This is a genomic window from Aliikangiella marina (assembly GCF_007004765.1).
In the GTDB taxonomy this organism is placed as follows: Bacteria; Pseudomonadota; Gammaproteobacteria; order Enterobacterales; family Kangiellaceae; genus Aliikangiella; species Aliikangiella marina.
Map to the genome: position 1 here is coordinate 44,033 of NZ_VIKR01000001.1, position 19,613 is coordinate 63,645.

14 protein-coding genes are annotated in these 19,613 nt (G+C 41.7%); 13 read left to right on the top strand and 1 reads right to left on the bottom strand.

Translation table 11 applies throughout. The features are described from left to right. Window positions 1-19 precede the first annotated feature (19 nt). Window positions 20-1,135 (bottom strand): type VI secretion system protein TssA, encoded by a 1,116-nt coding sequence (gene tssA / locus FLL45_RS00150; RefSeq protein WP_142887775.1) that lies wholly within the window; start codon window positions 1,133-1,135, stop codon window positions 20-22. Window positions 1,136-2,374: 1,239 nt separating this feature from the next. On the opposite strand from tssA, the gene tagH reads away from it, so the two are divergent. The 13 genes from tagH to FLL45_RS00215 all read left to right on the top strand — a co-directional run bounded on the left by tagH (window position 2,375) and on the right by FLL45_RS00215 (window position 19,606). After that, window positions 2,375-3,979 carry a type VI secretion system-associated FHA domain protein TagH gene (gene tagH, locus FLL45_RS00155; RefSeq protein WP_142887776.1) on the top strand — a complete coding sequence of 535 codons (1,605 nt, stop codon included), beginning with the start codon at window positions 2,375-2,377 and terminating at the stop codon, window positions 3,977-3,979. A gap of 24 nt (window positions 3,980-4,003) precedes the next feature. After that, window positions 4,004-4,492, top strand: a complete 489-nt coding sequence (gene tssJ / locus FLL45_RS00160; RefSeq protein WP_142887777.1) for a type VI secretion system lipoprotein TssJ — start codon at window positions 4,004-4,006, stop codon at window positions 4,490-4,492. 53 nt (window positions 4,493-4,545) lie between these two features. Next, a complete protein-coding gene (gene tssK, locus FLL45_RS00165) occupies window positions 4,546-5,880 on the top strand; it encodes a type VI secretion system baseplate subunit TssK (RefSeq protein ID WP_142887778.1) in 1,335 nt (444 codons plus the stop codon). A gap of 70 nt (window positions 5,881-5,950) precedes the next feature. After that, window positions 5,951-6,847: a type IVB secretion system protein IcmH/DotU gene (gene icmH, locus FLL45_RS00170; protein WP_142887779.1), complete on the top strand. Its 897-nt coding sequence runs from the start codon at window positions 5,951-5,953 to the stop codon at window positions 6,845-6,847. A 122-nt stretch (window positions 6,848-6,969) separates the two neighbouring features. Then, window positions 6,970-10,551: a type VI secretion system membrane subunit TssM gene (gene tssM / locus FLL45_RS00175; RefSeq protein WP_142887780.1), complete on the top strand. Its 3,582-nt coding sequence runs from the start codon at window positions 6,970-6,972 to the stop codon at window positions 10,549-10,551. Further along, a complete protein-coding gene (gene tagF / locus FLL45_RS00180) occupies window positions 10,552-11,292 on the top strand; it encodes a type VI secretion system-associated protein TagF (RefSeq protein WP_142887781.1) in 741 nt (246 codons plus the stop codon). Between the two features lie 119 nt (window positions 11,293-11,411). Beyond that, the gene (locus FLL45_RS00185; protein ID WP_142887782.1) at window positions 11,412-12,203 is read left to right on the top strand and encodes a PP2C family protein-serine/threonine phosphatase; all 792 of its coding nucleotides are present in this window, start codon (window positions 11,412-11,414) and stop codon (window positions 12,201-12,203) included. A gap of 14 nt (window positions 12,204-12,217) precedes the next feature. Further along, window positions 12,218-15,106 (top strand): protein kinase domain-containing protein, encoded by a 2,889-nt coding sequence (locus FLL45_RS00190; protein ID WP_142887783.1) that lies wholly within the window; start codon window positions 12,218-12,220, stop codon window positions 15,104-15,106. 195 nt (window positions 15,107-15,301) lie between these two features. Then, entirely contained in the window at window positions 15,302-15,925 is a 624-nt protein-coding gene (locus FLL45_RS00195; protein ID WP_142887784.1) for a MotA/TolQ/ExbB proton channel family protein, read from the top strand. Window positions 15,926-15,934: 9 nt separating this feature from the next. Next, window positions 15,935-16,513, top strand: coding sequence for an ExbD/TolR family protein (locus tag FLL45_RS00200; protein WP_142887785.1), 579 nt, complete (start codon window positions 15,935-15,937; stop codon window positions 16,511-16,513). After that, entirely contained in the window at window positions 16,513-17,016 is a 504-nt protein-coding gene (locus FLL45_RS00205) for an ExbD/TolR family protein (RefSeq protein WP_142887786.1), read from the top strand. The genes FLL45_RS00200 and FLL45_RS00205 overlap by 1 nt, the downstream gene beginning before the upstream one ends. Continuing rightward, complete coding sequence (locus FLL45_RS00210; RefSeq protein ID WP_142887787.1) at window positions 17,017-17,970, top strand: AgmX/PglI C-terminal domain-containing protein; 954 nt, start codon at window positions 17,017-17,019, stop codon at window positions 17,968-17,970. 286 nt (window positions 17,971-18,256) lie between these two features. Then, entirely contained in the window at window positions 18,257-19,606 is a 1,350-nt protein-coding gene (locus FLL45_RS00215; protein WP_142887788.1) for an SWIM zinc finger family protein, read from the top strand. Window positions 19,607-19,613: the final 7 nt, after the last annotated feature.

The window sequence follows — 19,613 nt, forward strand, 5'->3', positions numbered from 1 at the left end:
GTTTTTGCATAGTTAAAAATTAATCGTCTTGACTCTTTACGCCAGTTAAATGTGAGTAATGTTGGCGCGAGCTACCATCTGGAATAAGTTCGCTAATAAGTTCGGTTAAAGACATGTCACCCCATTTAATGACTTTATCTAAGGTGTATGATATTGGGGAGTGCGGTTCTGTCTTTAAAAAATATTCTGAAATAACTTTAAGCTGCTTGAAAGCATGCTCTCTTGATTGAATTGGTCCCGCGACACCTTGTGGTTGTTGCACTGGAGTGCTGGCTGAGGAATCTCCCTCTGATTCGCCGCCTTCTTCAGCAGTTGTTTCCTCTAACTCGACTGGGAACTTATCTTGTCCAAGATGTTTAACTGCCCCTAAACATTGTTGCAGGGTATTAATTATGTTGTTTACTGATGGCGCTTCTTGCGCTCCACACAGCTCATCAAGTTTTTTACCTACTTCACGGTAAGTGTTGATCGCTTCTTCAAGGTCGTCGCGCTGGTTGATAAAAAACTCTTGACTTGATTGAGCGACAGCCTTTTCTATATCTTCTATTCCAAAGCCATTGGACTGAACCTTTGACTCCCTTTCATTTTCATCAACAATTTTTTGGACATCTAGTGCTTGATGATACTGCCAAAATCCAAAGGGACCGGGGTCATCTGCATCGGTAATTGGTACCCTTCGAATTGGCGCGATAAGCACGCCTTCTGAGCCTTGACCATTCAAACCAGAAAGCGGTGCGACTGTTGTCTCGATACCGTCTTCATCTGGTAATGGGTAAATATTTTCCCAATACTGCTCGATTAATTGTTGCAGTAAGTTAAATCCATCACGTAGTCCACCGAAACCTTTCAGCCGAATCAAAGCTTCGATATACCAACTGGTAATTTCTAAATCTTTTGCATCTTTTTTTAATATTTTCGGCGCGACTTCTAATACGGTTCTCCAGCAATCATTGGCTTCTTTACTGAATTCGAACATGCTGCTTCGTTCATGTGCGCGTGCCGAATTTCGAGCATCTTTAATTTTATAATAAGGCGAGTCTGCGGATGCGTTTTCGCGAATATCTGTGCCTGTCGGTTGCTCTTCTGAAATGGGAGCAAGTAATGCGTCTATATCGAATACTGCCGGTGAAGCCATTGGTATTTAGTCCCTTATTTTATCACTGCTTTATACTTTCAAGTGCGTGATTATTATTGTAAACCTCAGAAATAGGAATTAAGTGCGCATATCGCTAACAATTTTTATAACAGTCTTTTTTATAATGACCCTGCATTTTATAAGTGTTTAAGTTGTTTAAAGTAAAACACATTAACGTAGCGATAGGCTCATTTTGCCGAAATTAGCCGGTAAGTCAATTAGGCATTACAAGAATAATTCGAATATCTCATTTTAAACCTATTTATGCATTCTTACCCAATATATACATAAGATTATTTACAGCATAGTTGGTTTTGCTTGACTGAGTCTCATTTTCTCGTTTAAAGAGTCCGTTTTTTAGTCAATAATTTGATTTCAAAGCGATTCTTCGGCTGTTCAATCGTGAAGTGAACAGGTTGCAGACAACAGATAATAGGTAATAGATTGGTGCTAGAACTTATTTTGGGAAGCTTTGAAACTTAATAGTCAGGTATAAAACCGGTTTATCAATCTGATTAGGTGTCTATGGTTTAGTACTAAGACATGTGCTAATACATAATGTTGAGTTTTAGCGCTCAATTGTTTTATCTCGCTCTGAACCACTTATTACAAAACGAGCTGTTTGGTTTGTGAATAATGACAATGAGTTTTCAGTAAACTAATGAAAGTATTGCTAATTGAGATAATGTTTTTGGGTTGGCAGCATAACCCAAACTCATCATTTGGTTAAATTATTGGTTTATTTAGACTCAGTTTATAAAATAAAAAGAAGATGCAGAGTTTAACGGGATTTGGTATTTTTCTATGAGGGCTTCACAAATTGGTAAACTCTAGACTGTAACCTTAATAATCAAAACCTTAGGTAGTTATTTATCTTTATCGTTTGGGTGTTAATTGTACAGTAAATCTTTAATTGCGATTTAATTAATAATTTTAAAAGTATTTTCTAGCAGCTTATCGATTTAGTCATTTAAACTTCTGGTTTATAAATAGTTCACATTCTGACGCTGAAAGGCCTGTTTTCTCTTCCAAAAACAATGATGTCGTTTGGATCGAAAAACTCAATGGGTTATATTCCCACAGTTAACGCTATTTAAACCCAAGCGTTAAAGTGAGCAGACAATAATTACTAGAGGGTAAAAAGTAATCAACAACACAGCGAGTTCTATGCAAAACATAGAGTTAAACGCGATGAAAGGAATATATGCTTCATTTTAAAAACACAAGGATTATGCGGTAATGTCGATTGTAGTCTCTATTTTAGAGTATCCAGAAGGAGTCGAGCTAGCTCAATCAAGTATGACTTTTAGCGATCAAGGCGGAACCCTGGGTCGTGGACAAGATAACACTTGGGTACTGAGCGACCCTGAACGTTTTTTATCCGGTTGCCACAGCCAAATTGTTTTTGAAAACGGCAATTACTACCTCATAGATACCAGTACCAATGGCACCTATGTGAATAACTCCGGTGAACCGCTCGGAAAAGGGAACAAAGTCCAACTAAAAGATGGCGACCTTTTTGAGCTCAGTGACTATAAATTCCAAGTCAACATCACCGCTGCCGCCGCTAGCGCGGCTGATCCAAATCTCGGTTTTTCAAGCGCACCGCCGAGCAATATTGATATTGACGATCCTTTTGGCGCGCCACCAATGCCGGCAGCGGCAGAGCCTGCGCCCATTGCTGCCGATCCGTTTGCGGCGTCGTTTGGATCGTCTCAACCTTCGACTGATTTACCGTTTAACACTGAGCTGGAGGAAACTGATCCTCTGGCCGCACTCGACAAATCGAGAGACTCGCTTACCAGTGAACCGACGCCGGAAACTTTTGCGAGTAGTTATTCTGATAATGCAGCGGCGACTGGGCAAGCAGTATCCTTTCCGAGCCCAGAACCGTCTCATGGCTTAATTCCGGAAGATTGGGACGATGATCTTCTCGAAGACCCTGCGCCGGTGGCTCCAGTGCCTAATGTGGCTCAATCTCCAGTGCCTATTCCTGCAGAACCTACACCTGTAGAACCTGTGCCTGCAGCTCCTGTTTCTGTGCCGCCACAACCGGCCGATGCAAAGCCGACGGCGGAACCCCTGGCTGCCGAAACGCCGGCTACAGTCTCTTCTGACGCTGAAGCGATTAGCGTCTCTGAGTCCGAAGCGCGTCGTAAAGCGCTTGAGCAAGCCTACAAAAAGTTAAAAGCGGAAAACGCAAAGTTAAAAAAACACGCACAAGCGCTGAAAAAACGTTCGTCCTCCGGAGTCGACAGCAGCATCGTTGATGGTTTTGGTTTTGCAGAGAAGAATCTAGACAATGATAAAATCGCTGAAATAAATGAAGTATCCGGCAAATTTATTCGTTTGGTTGTAGAAGGAATGATGCAAACTTTAGCATCACGAAATAATATTAAAAACACCTTCAGAATGAATATGACCACCATCCAGCCGGTTGAAAATAACCCGCTCAAGTTTTCGGCCAATGTAGATGATGCGCTCGAAAATATGTTTTTGAGAGAGGGCAATTCATACAAAAAACCATTGGAGTCAGCGCAAGAGAGTTTTGAAAGTATTGCTGACCACCAAGTCGCAATTTTAGCGGGAATTCGATCCGCTTTTAAAAGTATTGTAGAACGATTTGAACCGGCTGTTTTAGAAGCTAGGTTCGAAAAACAACAAAAACGAAGCCTAATCCCACTCAATGAAAAAGCTAAATACTGGGATGCTTACAGCGAATATTATGCTGAGTTGTTTGAAGATTTAGACAAATCATTTCAATATGTATTTGGGGATGAGTTTTCGATGGCTTATGAAGAGCAACTCCAGAAGTTGTCAATGGCGAGAAAGACGAAAAATTAACTACAATTTAGGGACCTTGTGAACATGATAACACTCAACAATAAAATCGTTAGCTTAGTAGTCATTTTATCCGTCAGTATAATGCTGTCTGGTTGTCAAACTGTTGGTAAAACGTTAAACCTCGATACCGACGTTTTGTTAACCTTTGATGTACAAGCCGACGTAAATCCAGACGACACTAAAACGCCATCGCCACTGTTTGTGCGATTCTATGAGCTCAAGTCAAATAGTGTTTTTGAGAAAGCGGAATTTATTGATTTGTATGAGAGAGATAAAGAAGTTTTGGGACCTGACTTGATCGCCAAACAAGAGCTTAAAAGACTCACTCCGGGTGAAAAAAGAGAGCAAACTTTCGTTCTCAACCCCGAAACACAATATATCGGTTTATTTGCAGAATTTTACGACTATGCCGACTCCAAATATCGTTTAGTCGTGCCGGTTAAAGTCAATAATATTTTTGAGGACGAAGTTCTAATCAGTATTAGCGGCAACACTATTAGCCTCAAGGAATAAGCTGAAGCTTTCGCGATACGCAACTGATAAGAATAATTGATTAGGTAAACAATATGTCACTAGATAGTAAGGTCGTTTGGGGAGAAGGGATGTTTTTAAACCCCCAGCATTTCCAGCAACAAGAGCGATATTTTGAACGTTATATTGACGGTAAATGTTCGGCATTTGGCGCTTATGGTTGGGGAGTTCATAGTTTAGAGGTTGATAAACAACTTTTAAAACTCGGTAAAATCTCCATCGTTAAATCGAAAGGCGTGTTCCCTGATGGCACGCCTTTTGACTTTCCAGAGATTGACAATGCACCGCCGGTGCTTGAATTACCTGAGTCTGTTCACAACCGTACAATTTACTTAGCGATTCCCGTGAGACGCGCCGGAGCGGTTGATGTATTACCTGAGGCTACTTCACAAGGGCTTGCTCGCTACTACATGGCAGAGCAACCAGTAAGAGATGTTACTGTTGAAGGCAGTGACAATTTAAAACTCAATATTGGAAAATTGCGAATTCGAATCCTAACGGATGAAGATGATCTCAGCGGATATGCTTGTATTGGGGTTTTACGTGTCGCAGAAACGCGCGAAGATAAAAATATTTTACTCGATGATCAATTTATTCCCACTTGTATCGATTGCAATGCCTCGATAAAGCTGAAGAACTTTCTCTCTGAACTTAATGGTTTGTTGCATCATCGCGCCGAAGCGATCGCCGGAAGACTTGCCGACACAAGACGAGGAGGAACGGCTGAAATTGCCGACTATATGTTACTCCAATTAATCAATCGGTTAGAGCCGCTGACTAATCATTTACTCAACATCGATTGCTTACACCCACTGGACTTATATCGAGAAGTCGCTCAAATGCTCGGTGAGCTGTCGACATTTTTCGCAAAAAACAAACGAGCACCGAGTTTGCCCACTTATTTGCATCATGACCTGGAAAGTACATTTACACCAGTTATGGCCAGCTTGCGTCAATGCTTGAGTATGGTATACGAACAAACTGCAATTGGCCTAGAGTTGGTTGAAAAGAAATATGGTATTCGAGTCGCGCAAATTACTGACCGCAGTTTGATAGATTCAGCGGTATTTGTATTAGCTGCACGAGCCGACTTAGCGGATGACCATTTAAGAACCCATCTCCCTGCACATATTAAGATCGCTTCCGTAGAGCGAATTCGCCAGCTGGTTAATGCGGCTATGCCCGGAATCGCGTTAAAGCCATTGCCAGTTTCACCGCGCGAAATTCCGTTCCGCTCCGGATACCATTATTTTGAATTAGAAAAACATAGTGAGTTTTGGAATGAGTTAAAAACATCGGGGGGTATTGCGCTTCATATCGGCGGTGACTTCCCTGGACTTGAATTGGAATTCTGGGCGATAAGGCAGTAAATCGCTTAGAACCTGTGCCATTTATAAATATGTGCCAGTAAATATTAATTGAAAAGAGGCTCGATTTGATATGAGTTCTGATAACGATAAAACGGTTTTCCGACCCCGGGCTGCGAATAATCCTGACAGTACGATTTTACGCCCGACACCGGGTCGCAGAGGTGGTGGACAGCGCGAAGCCCGTCCGGCACCACCGCAACCATCAAGTTATGAACCTGCGCCAAGGACAGATGTAGAGCCTAGTTATTTTAGGCACTCTAATGGTTTGAATCCTCTCGTAAATGCGGCTTCAACCTTAATTGCTGTTATTGAAAAAACTCGCAATACCGCAACTCACCCGGATATTGCAGGGCTTCATCAACGGTTAATTAATGAAATCAATGCTTTTCAGAAGCGTGTTCAGGAAATTGGCATTAAGTCAGAGATTTGTTTGGCTGGCCGATATTTGTTGTGTTCTGCTCTCGACGAGATGATATTGAACACGCCTTGGGGAGCGGAAAGTCAATGGCCACAAAAAACATTGTTAAGTGTTTTTCACAATGAAACGTCAGGTGGTGAAAAGTTTTTTCAAATTTTAGACCGCATGCGCCAAACACCCTCAGAAAATTTAGATATGCTCGAACTGATCTACATCCTGTTAAGCTTAGGGTTTGAAGGCCGCTATCGGTTTGCGAATCGAGGCAGAGACGCGTTAGAGCAGTTGCGTGACGAACTTTTCTCTATCATTCGCAGGCATCGCGGCGAATACGACAGAACGCTATCGTTAAAATGGCAAGGGCTAGGAAAGTCGAGAAGCAGTCTCACTCAATATTTACCCATGTGGGTGGTTGCGAGCGTCGTCGCAGCGATTTTGGTGGTGAGTTATTCGGGATTTCGCTATTGGCTTTACGATGCCTCGGCTCCAGTAGTTTCGCAATTAAATGAAATAGTCGAAGCTGATAAAAAAGAAAAAGAACCAAAACCATAAGCTCTGTAATACCCATCGCTCTTCATGGGTTGCTCAGTTATATAAGAGCCAAGTTGCACACGTCCAGGAGTTAAGAGACGTCTGTTAAAACAATTAGATACTAATTAATAAACGAATTAATCATGAAAAAAATTATCAATTTTTTTAAGAATAAAATTGTAATATCGATTTTTGGGCTTATTGCTCTGTGCGTATTAATTTGGTTTGTTGGACCAAGCATTAAGTTTGGAGAAGATAATACCGCCCCCTTGAGTAGTTTAGTTGGTCGGTTGATCGCTATCATCATAGTTGTCGTTATTTGGGGGTTGAATAACCTGAGAATTCAGCTCCAGAACAAAAAGAATAATGATGAGTTTGTTGAAGAGCTTGAGAAAAATCAACAGCAAGTTGACAGTGGTGCTAACGAGCAAAGTAGCAAAGAAGTTGAGCAAATTAGTGAGCGGTTTAGTCAAGCATTAGCAACGTTAAAAAAGACCAAATTTAATTCTGGCGATTCTAACAAAGCGCTTTATGAACTTCCTTGGTATATCATTATTGGACCACCAGGCTCGGGTAAAACGACTGCATTGGTTAACTCATCGCTTGATTTTCCCTTAGCAAAACAGTTTGGAAAAAATGCTCTGCAAGGCGTTGGTGGTACTCGTAATTGTGATTGGTGGTTTACCGATGATGCCGTGTTAGTTGATACCGCTGGGAGGTATACCACTCAAGATAGTCATCGAGTCATTGATAGTACTGGATGGGAAGGCTTTCTCAACTTATTAAAGCGCAACCGTAAGCGACGCCCAATCAACGGTGCGATCATCGCAATTAGTCTACAAGATTTGTTAATTCAATCGGAAGAAGAACGAATTGTTAATGCCAAAACTATACGTACTCGAATTGATGAATTAATGGAAAAACTTGAAATAAGGTTCCCGATTTATCTGATGTTTACTAAGACTGATTTAGTATCGGGTTTTTCTGAATTTTTCGAAGATTTAAGCATTCAAGAGCGCGAGCAGGTTTGGGGGATTTCTCTACCGAGACAGTCGAAACCTTCTGAGAACCCCGATTTTGAGTTCTTCGAAGAAGAGTATGATGCTTTGGTGCAGCGACTGTATGACCGCGTTTTATGGCGTGTTCATCAAGAAAGAGATATCAATCGACGCGGCGTTATTCAAGGTTTTCCGTTGCAGATGGAAAATTTAAAGTCGATTGTTTGCGGCTTTATTCGCCAAACTTTTGTTAAGAACCGCTATCAGAATCAGCCGCACTTAAGAGGTATTTATTTTACCAGTGGGACCCAGGATGGCACGCCGATCGATAAATTAATGACGTCGGTAGCGTCTAGTTTCGGCTTCTCACGTGATGTCGCGCATATGCCTCATCAACAAGGTAAAAGTTATTTTATAGGTAACTTATTTAAACAAGTTATTTTTCCTGAATCTGAATTAGTGGGCTCCAATCAACGCTACGAAAAAATGTTGTATTGGGCACGTAAAGCGGGTTACGCCAGTATGGCGGCTGTTTTAGCTGGGCTGTTGTTTGTCTGGACCGGCAGTTTAACCCAACATGAAATTTATATGGCTGAAGTTGAGCAGAATGTTGCCGAATTTAACGCCGAAAACAAACGCCTCAATAGAATCAGCAAAGATTTGCGCGCTACTTTGCCCGTACTAAATACTTTACTCAATGCGAGTCTAGTGTATGACAAAGAAGAGCATCCTTGGCTTTCTGGGATGGGACTTTATGATGATGAAGTTGATGTTGCTGCTGACAAGGCTTATCACGCTAAACTGCAAAGTGTTCTTCAACCACGATTGCTTGATTACTTAAGTGCGTATCTAAAACAGGGCCATCGCGGAGGTGATCTTTACAATACATTTAGAGTTTATTTAATGTTTAATAAACTCGACAAAATGGATAAGGATATTGTTTTAAAGTGGTTTAAAGAAAGTCTTGACGAAAACTTACAAGGCGAAGCTTCAAAACGCCAACAAATTTTTAAGCACATTTCTAATCTTTTAGCATTAGAGCTAGAGCCAGCAAAATTAAATGAACGATTAGTGTCTTCAACTCGTAAAGTGCTTTTGAGAGTTCCGGTTTCACAGCGAATTTATTCGCGGATTAGAACTAATCCAGATTACACTCAAGAAGTCGATCTACTCAACATGTTCGGCGAATCGGTGCGTGATAGTTACAAGATAAACCCCACCGTTAGCGCTGCTTTAAATATTCCTTGGATGTTTACCATTGACGGATACAATAGTATCGACTTCTCAACTGACTCTGATGTGATTAAAGATGTCATGAGTGATCGCTGGGTGTTAACGGATTCAGATAAAGAGAAAGTTGACTTTATCGAAGAAGACTTTGAAGAAATCAGTCAGCAAGTTAAAGAGCACTATCTAGCTGAGTATATGCAGGTGTGGAAAGATGTCTTTAAATCACTAAAAATTGATGATTTTGACAACATGCGACACGCTGCAGAAATTTTGGCAAGCATGACTGATCCGGTTTATTCTCCGTTGCTTGCGATTTTACAAGTGACTAAAGAAAATACAGAGTTAACACCAATCCCTGACAATATTCCCGGTTCGCAGTTAGCGGGTAAATCAAAAGTTGCGGGGAAAGCAAGTAATGCTGCAGGAATGGTTGCGTCAAGTATTGGCTCTAAGTTTGATACCGTTGTAGACAAACAGTTTAAGACGCTAAATCTACTAACGCGTGATTCTCAACAAAGGGCTGCCCCGGTCTATCAGATTGTTCAAAATATTCAGCAGCTGCACGATTTTATCGATTCAATTTTGGTCGCTCCAGATCCATCAAAACAGGCTTTTGAAATCAGTAAGGCACGTTATAAGAACAACACCGTTAACGCGATTACAGCACTTGAGGCTTATGCGAAAAAAGTTCCTGAACCTGTCAAAGAATGGTTAGAAACACTAGCCGATCAAAGTTGGAAGGTGGTATTAAACTCTGGCCGACAACATTTAAATAATGAATGGCAAAATCAAGTATACAGTAGCTTTTCCAAAGGACTCGCCAATGGTTATCCTTTAAGGCGTAGTGCGCGATCGGAATTAGCGGTATTAGATTTTGCTGAGTTTTTTAAACCTAACGGCACCATCGATAAGTTTACTCAAGAACTCATCGCTCCGTTTGTTAACACGCGCACCTGGCAAAATAAAGCAGTTGCGGGTCGTCATATGAGTATCTCTAAAGAAGTACTTGCTCAACTAAGACGTGCACGTATGATTAGAGATGTATTCTTTAAGCTCAACCCTGAGTCTCCGAGTATTTCATTCCAAATGAAGCCTGATGTGATGAATAAGCAAGATGCTCGGTTTACTTTAGAGTTAGGGCAGGAGCGCATGAGCTATAGTCATGGTCCAAAATTTTGGAAAACCTTGACATGGTCCGGCGACAATGAGAACAACCGAGTAAGATTGGTCTTCGAAGACCTCAATGGTGACTTCCATACCAAGGTTTATGATGGCCCTTGGGCTTGGTTTAGATTACAAGATAGCGCCGAGCTTAAAGCAACGAATACGGCGAAAGTGTACAGCGCAAAGTTTTCCGTTGACCAAGAGCTCAAGGGTGATAGTGGTCGAAGTATGAAAATATCCCACTACATCACTTATCAGATTAAAGCGAAAAGCGTTAACAATCCGTTTAGCAAAAATTTACTCGGTGCATTTAATTGTCCGGAGTCAATTTAAGTGAGTAATTTAGTCACCGGTGTTTTTGGCAAGTTACCATTGCATGGAGACTTCGTATATCGGAATTTGCCCAGCAACTGCATGCAAAGTTGGGATGAGTGGCTGCAACGATTTGTAGCAGGCTCTCAAGAGCAACTAAGAGATGACTGGTTGAATATTTATTTAACCAGTCCTGTGTGGCGATATGGATTATCTGAGGGGATTCTTGACGAAAATGCGTGGCTTGGAATGTTTATGCCGAGCGTAGACAAAGTCGGTCGATATTTTCCGATTTCTGTTCTGACTCAAGTTCCAGCAAGTGTTAGCTTATTAGAATTTATGTTACTCCAAAATGATTGGTTTACGAGCATTGAAGAACTGATGTTCCAAGCATTAGATGCTGAGTTAGATGTTGATGAGTTAATGACAAGCGTTGAGCAAGTTGCACTCAATTATGATGCTAATTATTTTAAGCGGGAAACGCTCGGCCAATCGAGTGCCGTGATTAATTTAGAGTTTGAAGAGCAATCGCCAGCAATCGCATTTCCACATATGTTAGATAGCTTTTTAGCTAGCTCGTTAGCGAGCTATAGTGTGTGGACTACGCCGGGTTCCGAGTTAGTGGAGCCTTGTTTAACGGTTTTGCAAGGGTTACCAAAAATTGGCAATGTTGCGGCGATGCTCGATGGGCAATGGAGTCACTGGCAATGGCCTAAACCCTTTGAGTTAAACCCACTTGAATCAAGTGGTAGCGAATCATAATTAAAAGGATTTATTCAATTCTATTTGAGTGGCAAGCCTGTGGTGAGTTGGCTAGATATTAATGAACGATTTTTTATGATTCGAGAAGTGAAAGTGTTACAGGAAGAAAAACAGCGTTTATGAGTGACTCAACGATCCGCCGAAAAGTAAAATGGGAGAGCGCTGCCGATACCAATGTTGGCATGGTGCGGCAAGCAAATGAAGATTCGATATTGTCTCGACCCGAGGTAAACCTCTGGGCGGTTGCTGATGGAATGGGAGGCCACGCGGTCGGTGATGTCGCAAGCCGAATGATAAAGGAAGTGCTGGAGAGAGTGTCTTGTGAAGGTGCTCTTGATAAAGTCGTTGACGAAATTGAAGATGCACTGCTCACAGTAAACCAACAAATCCTACAGTATTCTCAGACCGTTTTAGATAATAAAGTTATCGGCAGTACGGTTGTTGCCATGATTATCGTGGGTAAAGTTGGGATATGTTTTTGGGTGGGAGATTCTCGACTCTATCGATATAGGAAAGGGGTGTTAGAACAATTAACTCGTGATCATAGTCGAGTAGAAGAACTTGTTCAACAAGGGGTACTTAAACCAGAAGAGGCTCAAAACCACGCAGAATCGAATGTCATTACCCGGGCGGTTGGCGTAGATGATGACTTCGTCGTTGACGTTCAAGCATTTGATGTACAAGTTAAAGATACTTTTTTGTTGTGCAGTGATGGTTTATATAACATGTTGACGAATGAAGAAATCGCGCTGCATTTAACGGAGCCTTTCTTGGAAGATAGGGTTCGTCATTTAATTGAAAATGCTTTAGATAATGGTGCGCCTGATAATGTATCTGCAATTGTCATTAAAGGTGGCTTTGAGAAATCAGTGACTAGAGAATTTGTGTTTGACAGTTCGCAGTTGTTTTAAAAGATGTTGTTAAAGTGAAAAATTCTGATCAAGATAAAAATAAGCCTGTGGTCGATTCGGCTGTTTCTGCGGATGAGTCAGCGGATAAGACTCGCATAGCACCTTCGGAGAAAAAGCGTGACTCTCAGTTATCCAACACGGAAAATTCCAATCAAATTCGAGACGATAAGACTCGAATAGCGAAAAATCCTAAAGTTCAAGGTGGAGCGGATGATAAAACTCGGTTCGCACCGGGCAAGTCAAGGCAAAGTCTTTCGGACGCCCAAGGTTCATCCGATATACACGATCAATCAATGACGCAAGACGACTCGAACAGTCAGGATTTATCGGATGATAAAACGCGCATAGCGCCCAATAAACCGTCGGACCCCGATGCGACACAATTCAGGCCGAGCGAGCGGCGAGGTTCTAAATCAAGTGCTGCTCGACATGAACCAGCGAAAGCCGACGAACCGTCCGCTAATGCGACACGTAACCGGCGTGCAAGTGACTCCGAACAAGAAGACGCCAGCCCACGACAAGGAAATCTTCTTAAAAAACGGTTTATATTGGAAAAAGTACTCGGTGCCGGTGGGATGGGGGTAGTTTATAAAGCCAAAGACTTAGTAAAAGTTGAGGCGGGTGATAAAGATCCTTATGTTGCCATCAAAGTTTTAACAGAAGAATTTAAAGAACATCCAGAAGCATTTGTCGCACTTCAGCGAGAATCAAGAAAGACCCAAAGAATCGCTCATCCAAACATCGTGAATGTCCATGACTTTGATAAAGACAAAAGTCAGGTATTCATGACAATGGAGTATCTAGAGGGAAAACCACTTGATCAATTGATTCGTCAATATAAATCCACCGGTTTGCCATCTGATGACTCGATTAATATTTTACGAGATTTGTGTCAGGCGCTTATCTATGCGCATGAGCAAAAAATAATCCACTCTGACTTTAAGCCGGGAAATATATTTGTTACCGATAAAGGGGTTACCAAAATATTTGATTTTGGAATCGCGCGCGCTGTTGCTAAGGCAGAGCACTATGAAGAGAACTTAGATGACAAAACTATCTTTGATGCGGGTGATCTTGGCGCTTTGACTCCCGCATATGCGAGCTTAGAAATGCTCGATGGTTTAGAGCCTGACGTGCGTGATGATATTTATGCGCTGGGATGTGTCGCCTATGAACTCTTTACAGGGACGCATCCATTCAACAAAATTCCTGCTGATGAAGCTCATAGGCAAAAGCTCAAACCGAAAAAAATTAACGGTATTTCTCGCCGCTTGTGGAAGGCAATTGAGAAATCATTGTCTTTTAAGCGAGAAGATCGATTAGCGTCAGCTGAGGAATTCCTTGAATTAATGAGTGAAGATAAATCTTCCTATAAAATTCCAATGATGATGCTTTTCACTTTAGTCGTTTTATTTGTGGTCTACTTTCAGTTTTTTAGGGAGCAAGCGCAAATTGCCGATGAGTCTGAAATAAGAAATGAACTTGAATATACCTTGCGAATTGAAAATTATCGAGATGCTCTCGAGGAGCTTCTAGTCACCCAGTCTTTCACCGAATCTTGGGAAACCGATTTGTGGACTGAGTTTGATGGTGTTAGTCAGCTATTAGGAAGTAGTGATACTTGGTTAGCCTCGAGTACTAATCAAGAGTTTATCCAATTTGTTGAGGGCAACAAAGCATGGCAGCTCTCGACGCGACAAACGATATACGCAAGTTATCTCGAAAAAATTCGTACAAGCTTAACAGATAAGTCTTTTGAACAAGCGGAATCATTGATCACTAATGCCTATCGATACGTTCAAGATACTGCGGAGCTTGATGCTGAACGAAAGCAACTAGATGAGTTACTTGCTCAGCAAAAAGAAATGTTAGCAGAAGAGCAGCGTAAAGCAGCGCTGGCTGCAGAACAAGAAAAGATACGTAAAGCCAATGAAGCCAAATTCGCTGCTGAAAACGCGGCGCGTCAAAAAGAAAAAGAAGCGGCCGCTAAGAAGCTTAGAGAATTTAATCTTGCCCTTAGTAATGTCGAAGAGCAGCTTCAATGTACTTCGACGAGTTTAACGATGCGTAATTTAACAACCGCTGTAGAAAAGTTACGCTCGGTTGATATGAATCGATATAAAAAGGCGGAAGCGAATTTAGTCAGTTCGCTAGCCAGTTGTATTGGTCAGATCGGCAAGACGCAACCTGAAAGAGCGACTGAATTAAAGAAGGGATCATTGCGCCTATTTAATCGCAACAAAGTTATCGCCGCTGTTGAAATTATACCTCGAGACCCTTGTGATAAATCGTTAGCTGGCCTTGGTGCGAGAGGAAAAAGAGCGACCTGTAAAGATCCGATTGCGAATCTAGGCAACGGACCGGATCTGGTTGTTATCCCTGCGCAACGAGGAATTAAAGCGTTTGCGATTGGTAAATATGAAGTCTCGGTGGCAGACCTGAACTTATTCTGTAAAGACTCTAAAAGCTGTCCAGAGGAAACGACTACCAATCCAGAAATGCCCGCAACCAATATTAACCTTAGCAAAGTGAATAGTTACTTAACCTGGCTGAGTGTAAAAACCGGTAAAAAATACCGCTTGCCCACTAAAAATGAATGGTTGTATGCCGCTAAGAGCAAGCGAGTTGCTCTCGATCCCAATCGAAATTGTCGTCTTAATACACGTGGCATTACTAAAGGTGATTCGCTGGTTCGCACTGATTTAGGACGACAAAATGGTTGGGGGTTAGTCAATTATGTCGGGAATGCCAGTGAGTGGGTGTATGACAAAGGTAGAAAATTAACCGCAATTGGCGGTTCATATAATATCTCAATGGAAAAGTGTAATATTTCTACCGCTGTAACACATAATGGTGAAGCCGACTCATATACCGGCTTTCGTGTATTAAGAGAATTAAAGTGATCCCCATGAATAGACCTGATTTGCTCGCCCAAGTGGAAAAGTTATCAAAGGATTATTACTTTAATCGCTTGTCCTTTTTCGAGTATAGAAAATTAAGAAGTGAGCTATTAAAAGAGATCGACAAAGCTTATAATTCGCAAAAATAGTCATTACTAAATAAGAATGAGATAACTACCCAAAGAGGTTTTACTAATTATGGAAATAGCGAAAATATTTCAGTCAGGTGGGCCATTTATGTACCCAATCCTGATTATTTTTGCGTTAGGTTTAGCAATCACCATTGAAAGGTTTTTGTTTTTATTGAGAACACATAGTCAAACCCAGAAAATGTGGTCGCAATTAACGCCCATGTTAAAGGCGAGTGATTACGAGCGAGCAAAAACGCTGACCCAAAATAATAAGACACCCTTAGCGGTTATCTTGAATTATGGCTTTGCCAGACAGAAACCAAATGTGAAACGCAAAACCGTCGAATTGGCGATGGAAGAGGGCATGATGGAGTCATTGCCGGCGCTGGAGGAACGAACTCATTATCTAGCGACATTCGCTAACATTGCAACCTTGCTTGGTCTACTCGGAACGATAGTAGGGCTTATCCAAGCATTCACCGCGGTAGCAAGTGCTGATCCCGCAGATAAAGCAAATTTACTCTCAGCGAGTATTTCGGTCGCAATGAATACCACCGCATTCGGCTTAATTGTCGCAATACCATTATTATTAACGCACTCTTACCTGTCGACGCGAACGGCGAAAATAGTTAGCAGCTTAGAAATGGCCACTGTTAAGTGTCTCAACTTAATGGGCTTGGATGAAGATTAGCAGGCAATTATGAAGTTTGTGCGCAGAAATTACATTCAAGAAGCCAAAGAGCTAAACATTACGGCTTTTATGAATTTGATGGTGATACTAGTACCCTTTTTACTAGTCACAGCGGTATTTTCTCGGCTAACCGTTTTGGAACTGAACCTTCCTGCGCTCGACGCGGCGGCAAAGCAACAAGAGAATGTGAAGCTTCAACTTCAATTGATTGTTCGTTCAGAAGAGATTGTTATTCAGGATGTTAATTTAGGGGTAATTCAGCGGCTAGCGCGCGATGATATTGAGCAGTCTAATTGGAAAAAGTTCAGTGATATTCTGCTAGAAATAAAGCGTCGGTTCCCCGCAGAGGATTCAATTACCTTGCTGTTTGAAAAGGATATCAGTTACAAAACACTCATCCAAATTATGGATTATGTACGTAGTACTGATGTGGTGCAGATTACTGAAGTGCAAACAGTGGAGTTATTTCCCAATATCTCTATCGGTGATGCCGAAGATATTCTAACTGATAGTCCTGCATCTGAGACAGTTCCTGATGGCGCGGCTCAAAACAGTAGCGATACAAATAATACGACGGAAGCGCAATAATGGAAATGTCAGCTAGAGCGAAAAGAATGCAGCGCTCCAACAAACTCCGCAAGCAACCGGCATTAAATTTAGTGTCATTGATGGATATCTTTACCATACTGGTTTTCTTTTTGTTGGTGACTTCTTCAAGTTCTCAACAGTTACCCAATACAAAAGATTTACGTCTACCGAATTCAACCGCAAAAAAAGCACCTGAAGAGACCTTGATAATTATGGTCACCGAGCGAAATATTTTGGTTCAAGGACGCAATGTCGCCAATCTTCAAGACGTCGTTGCAAGCGACGATAAAGTAATTGGCGGGCTTAAGAAAGAGCTCGAATTTCAGTCAAGTAATAAAACCCAGTTAACTAACGATGAAGACAGTGCCTCTGATGGATTTGCTGTAACTATTATGGGTGATGAAAATTTGCCATTCGAGGTGTTAAGTCGAATCTTAGCAACCTGCCGACAGGCTAACTATACCAAAATCGCATTTGCGGCAAACCAAAAAGCGAAACAGTAAATGGTTGCAAATCCAGACTATAACACGCTTGCGTATGATTGGAGGCCTCTCGGTAGGCAGGATAATCGATTCTTGATTATTCTGGTAAGCTCTTTGGTTTTCGCTTTAGTGATTGGCTTTGTACTCTCATCGATAGAAGTACCGGTCGAAGAGCGACAAAAACAGAAAGCCATTCCTGAGCGGATCGCAGATTTTATTTTAGAGAAAGAGAAAGAAAAGCCTAAAGTCGTTCCGCCCCCCAAGCCTGAGCCCAAGCCACTACCTAAACCTGAGCCTCGGGTAAAAAAGCAGCAGGAGCGTAAATCGGATAAGCCTTTAACTGAGGAACAAAAGAAAGCAAGAGAGAAAGCCCAAGATACCGGTTTACTCGCATTAACCAGCGAGCTAGCCGATCTGATAGATACATCAGAAATCGACAGTATGGTTGCCACATCCGTGAACAAACAGTCAGACCCAACCAAAGTGGCTGCTTTGGATAAATCGGTTTTGACGAGTGGTGTCGGCAAAGGTAGTGGCGGTGTTAACTCAGATAACTATGGCGACGCAACCATTGGCTCTAGTTCTTTGTCGCAAAAAGAAATTCTTGCCGTTCGCCAGTCGCTTTTAGCGAGTGATAAAGTGCAAGATGTCGCGGACTCAGATGATCAAAGCGAAACGTCTGGTAGTTATCGATCCGAAGAAGAAATTACATTAGTGTTCGATCAAAATAAAAGTAAACTGTATTCAATTTATAATCGAGAGAGACGTAAAAATCCTGGGCTCAAAGGCAAGGTTGTAATTGAGCTAACCATTTCTCCCGAAGGCAAAGTGGTTGATATCAACATTGTTTCTAGCGAACTGAATAACCCCAGATTGGAGCGCAGCCTTGTCGCACGAATAAAACTCTTCAAGTTTAGTGCAGATAAATCTCGAGAAATAACCGTAACTTACCCGATAGAGTTTTTGCCCTCTTAGTATTCAGAGTTCTTCATTGGTAGGACGCGTTTCTTGATTGATGCATAATAGGTTTGTTTAAGTAGACTGCTTACTCTTGAAAAAGAGACGACATTTTAACAAAAATACCAATCGTAGGCATTCGTTAGTTTCTAGCCGATATAAAGAATATAGCTCAGTTTACTACCCAGGTTTGATGAGTGCTGCTTGAGTAGAATTGTTCTCTATGATTTTTGGCTTGTTAGCGGGTAAATAAATTTCGTGAATTTACAATGTCATTGTGCCCAGTTTATCAAAGGAGTGGAATGTGTCTACCGCAATTGATTATACATACGAATATGCCTTTCCATCGGCAATACATACAAAAAATGCCACTCAGCAATTCGCGCTAGCAACGAGTAGTCCCAATCAGGTAAACCCTTACTTTTTCGAAGGGCGTGTGCGCTCTCCAAAAATATTTGGAGATATGTTGCTTACTTTAAGTGAGGTTGTAAGAACTCATTTCTTTCTACCAAGGCCTGCTCTACTTGATCCAGTATTAACCAGTAGTGAGAATTTACTGCGACTTGAAGGATTCAGTGGATGTTGTGGTGTTTATGCGAGAGTCGATTTGCCAAGCAATTTTTTTGATGGTGAATGTCTCGGAAGAGGAACAACTAACGTTGATTTTAATACGCCAATGAGAAATGCTCTGATGCGGCTAAGAGACTCAGAGAATGTTCAATTTGCTGTCGGGAAAGAAGAAGTGGCACTCACAAAAAGTGAAGAATCTATAATAGAAAAAAAAGTTAAACTTCCGTTGAGATGGATAAAAGGATTTAGTGAAGTACAAGCGTATCAACCCAGGTTAATGCCAAAAATGGAAGTGACCGCATTAGAGGGACTAAAGTTTATTAGAAGTCTCCCCAAGACGGCGGTACCAAAGCAGCCAAGTTATGCTATCAGTAGGGGCCGAAGCGTGCGCTTTAGTCAGAGACCGCAAACAGATGCCGTAAAGATAACCGGTACTCATCGAGTTAGGATTATTGAGCCTCTGCTATTGCGAGCTAAATCATTAAGAATTTGGACCGATGAAACAAATGAGACTAGTGCTTGGGAAGTTCGCTTCCCTGTAGGCTCATTTTTTCTCATGATTAGTCCTGAAGTATACCGAGGATTCTCTGGGGAGGGCCAGGTGCTTTCCGAATTGGCACAACCACCATCTGAGCAAGTTATCGCTCAAGTTAGAGCGCAGCTAAAATGGCAAGCGCAAATTCAAACTGCGGATATTGCCAACCAGCTTAATTTGTCAGTACCTGAAATTAATAAGGCTTTGTCAGTTCTTGGAAGCCGCGGTTTAGCTGGATTTGATGTTGTCAATGGGTATTACTTTCACAGAGAGCTCCCTTTTGAATTAGAAAGAGTTGAAGAAATGCAGCCTCGACTCAAAAATGCTCGTAAGCTCGTCGAAGCTGGGGGGATAACGGTTTTGTCTTCGAGCTGCGCTGAGTTTCGAGAGTATGAAGTACCTGGTAAAGAGGTTTTACATCGAGTTAAACTCACTGAAAGTAAAGATACATGCACTTGTGTTTGGTTCAGCAAACATCAAGGTAGCAGGGGACCGTGTAAACATATTTTAGCAGCACAAATAACAGAGGACTCGAGGGATTTAAGTTAAGGAATAA

Bases quoted from the DNA above. Each gene is read 5' to 3' on its own strand.
- FLL45_RS00205 (WP_142887786.1), top strand. From the start codon at position 16,513: ATGGAAATGTCAGCTAGAGCGAAAAGAATGCAGCGCTCCAACAAACTC.
- tssM (WP_142887780.1), top strand. From the start codon at position 6,970: ATGAAAAAAATTATCAATTTTTTTAAGAATAAAATTGTAATATCGATT.
- tssA (WP_142887775.1), bottom strand. From the start codon at position 1,135: ATGGCTTCACCGGCAGTATTCGATATAGACGCATTACTTGCTCCCATT.
- tagH (WP_142887776.1), top strand. From the start codon at position 2,375: ATGTCGATTGTAGTCTCTATTTTAGAGTATCCAGAAGGAGTCGAGCTA.
- FLL45_RS00195 (WP_142887784.1), top strand. From the start codon at position 15,302: ATGGAAATAGCGAAAATATTTCAGTCAGGTGGGCCATTTATGTACCCA.
- tssK (WP_142887778.1), top strand. From the start codon at position 4,546: ATGTCACTAGATAGTAAGGTCGTTTGGGGAGAAGGGATGTTTTTAAAC.
- FLL45_RS00200 (WP_142887785.1), top strand. From the start codon at position 15,935: ATGAAGTTTGTGCGCAGAAATTACATTCAAGAAGCCAAAGAGCTAAAC.
- FLL45_RS00210 (WP_142887787.1), top strand. From the start codon at position 17,017: ATGGTTGCAAATCCAGACTATAACACGCTTGCGTATGATTGGAGGCCT.
- icmH (WP_142887779.1), top strand. From the start codon at position 5,951: ATGAGTTCTGATAACGATAAAACGGTTTTCCGACCCCGGGCTGCGAAT.
- FLL45_RS00185 (WP_142887782.1), top strand. From the start codon at position 11,412: ATGAGTGACTCAACGATCCGCCGAAAAGTAAAATGGGAGAGCGCTGCC.
- tssJ (WP_142887777.1), top strand. From the start codon at position 4,004: ATGATAACACTCAACAATAAAATCGTTAGCTTAGTAGTCATTTTATCC.